At 29.1% G+C, this 1157-nt stretch carries 2 protein-coding genes; both read left to right on the forward strand.

Going from position 1 to position 1157, the window contains the following annotated elements; genetic code table 11:
- Positions 1–199: 199 nt before the first annotated feature.
- The gene (locus F6K27_RS34530) at positions 200–508 is read left to right on the forward strand and encodes a transposase (protein WP_287300980.1); all 309 of its coding nucleotides are present in this window, start codon (positions 200–202) and stop codon (positions 506–508) included.
- 68 nt (positions 509–576) lie between these two features.
- Positions 577–762: a hypothetical protein gene (locus tag F6K27_RS34535; RefSeq protein WP_287280861.1), complete on the forward strand. Its 186-nt coding sequence runs from the start codon at positions 577–579 to the stop codon at positions 760–762.
- Positions 763–1157 lie beyond the last annotated feature (395 nt).

Raw genomic sequence — 1157 nt, forward strand, 5'->3', positions numbered from 1 at the left:
CAGGACTTACGCAAAGACACTATATGTAGCGTATGCCAAATAGAGCGATCGCCTGAACAAAAACATTATTATAACTAATAGAAAATATAAGCTAATATAATTAATTCTAGCTCTATGATATGTGGCTAATTGTAAATAAATTTTCCTCAAATACCCTGATTATTGTAGAGTAATATTACTGTTAATTTGAGCTAACAAAATGAATTTTAACTATATTGATTATTGTCAATACTTGCTCAATTCTCATACAAATTATACCATCACAAATTTAGCAAATCACCTAGAAAAAATTAGCCATGATACGATTAATCGTTATTTAAGAACAGAATCTTTAAATTCACAAGATTTATGGCAAAATGTCCAAAAGAAAATTGTCCAAAATACAGCAGCATACCTGATTTTTGATGATACAGTAATTAAGAAAAAATATGCTAATAAAATTGAACTTGTACGACGACAATATAGTGGTATCGGTACATCAAGTAATTCGAGGAATAGGAATAGTTAATTGTATTTATTTTAACCCCAAAACTGAGCAATTTTGGATACTAGATTATCGCATTTATGATCCAGATAGTGACAAAAAAACGTGAGTTTGACCATGTTGAAGACATGATATGTAATGTGGTAAATCAGAAAAAATTACCATTTAAAACTGTATTGATGGATAGTTGGTATGCAACAAAAAGATTAATGGCATTGATAGATAACTTAGAAAAAATTTATTATTGCCCTTTAAAAATTAATCGCGCACGTAGATGACACTGGTGGTGCAGAAAAATACAAAAGTATTGCTAAATTAAGTTGGAATGAATCAGAAATAATATCAGGTAAAACAATAAAAATCAAAGGTTTTCCAAGAGATAAAAAAGTTAAGTTATTCTGGGTTACTATTTCTGCCAATAGAACAGAATACATTATCACTAATGATTTAAGTCAATCTTCTACAGATGATGTAGAATTCGAGTCGCAAACAAGATGGAAAATCGAAGAATTTCACAGAGAAATTAAGCAGTTAACAGGAATAGAATTTTGTCAGTGTCGTTTGGCAAAAATTCAAAAAAATCATATTGCTTGCGCTATGTTGGTCTGGAATCATTTGAAAAAAATAGCTTACATTCTAGGAAAAACTATTTATCAACTCAAACATCAATTAT

Source organism: Okeania sp. SIO2F5, from assembly GCF_010692685.1.
Taxonomy (GTDB): domain Bacteria; phylum Cyanobacteriota; class Cyanobacteriia; order Cyanobacteriales; family Microcoleaceae; genus Okeania; species Okeania hirsuta.